This is a genomic window from Protofrankia sp. Cr1 (assembly GCF_963555865.1).
Lineage (GTDB): Bacteria > Actinomycetota > Actinomycetes > Frankiales > Frankiaceae > Protofrankia.
In genome coordinates this window covers 3,110-3,926 of the sequence record NZ_CAUVXO010000490.1, presented here as the reverse complement: position 1 = coordinate 3,926, position 817 = coordinate 3,110, and the positions used below count along the sequence as shown (strand labels likewise).

Below are 817 nucleotides of genomic sequence, written 5' to 3'. Positions count from 1 at the left end.
AGTCGAGGGCGCGCTAGCCTTGATCTGCATCGATGAGATCCCTTCAAGATCCGATGCTCTGGGGTTCCGGTGGGTGGCAGCCCGCCGGAACCCCGTTTTTCCTCAGAGGCAGTCATCTCGTCGGTGGTCGTGGGGTGTCAGGGCCTAAGCCCCGCCACACCCCCGCTGTGTGAATCCATGGGGTCCGAGCGGAACCGCCCCACCCGAATTTGTGTTTCCGTTGAGCCGGCTCGAGCAGTGCGGGCCGCGTCGAGCAGCTCCCGCACCACCCGGATCGCCTCGGACGGCTGGCCGTTCAGGCCGAGTCGTCGGCCGGCGTCATCGCGGCGGCCCAGCGTGTGCGCGAGCACCTCGCGGGCGGCGCGGACCTCGTCCTCAGCGGCGCCGTCGGCGATCGTGAACGCGTAGGCGACCAGTGCATCACCCTCGGCGGCCACCGCATCCGCGTAGTCCCGCGCTGCCGTCCACTCCCGTGCCGAGAGGTGACGCACATCGGCCAGCGCCCGCGCCAACTCCACCGAGCCCGCCGGGCGGGCCATCACCGGGGCCGTCATGACGTGCGTACCGGGGTGCGAGCCGGGCGCCGCAGCGTCCGGCGTTCGTCTTCGTCCAGGCCGCCCCAGATGCCGGCGTCCTGCCCGGTGGTCAGCGCCCAGTCCAGGCAGGCACATCGGACCGGGCACCGGGCGCACAGCGCCTTGGCCGCCGCAACCTGACGTTCCACCGTGTCGCCGGAGGTGCCAGCGGGGAAGAACAGGTCCGGGTTCGTATTCCGGCAGGCCGCCCGCTGCCGCCAGTCCACGCTCATGCCGCACCG

Annotated in this window: 2 protein-coding genes; both read right to left on the bottom strand. The window is 71.5% G+C overall.

The annotated features are described in order from the left end of the window. Positions 1–137: 137 nt before the first annotated feature. Complete coding sequence (locus tag U9980_RS24380) at positions 138–554, bottom strand: hypothetical protein (protein ID WP_322770070.1); 417 nt, start codon at positions 552–554, stop codon at positions 138–140. Continuing rightward, complete coding sequence (locus tag U9980_RS24375; RefSeq protein WP_322770071.1) at positions 551–802, bottom strand: WhiB family transcriptional regulator; 252 nt, start codon at positions 800–802, stop codon at positions 551–553. Before U9980_RS24375 ends, U9980_RS24380 begins: the two co-directional genes overlap by 4 nt. Between the last annotated feature and the right edge of the window lie 15 nt (positions 803–817).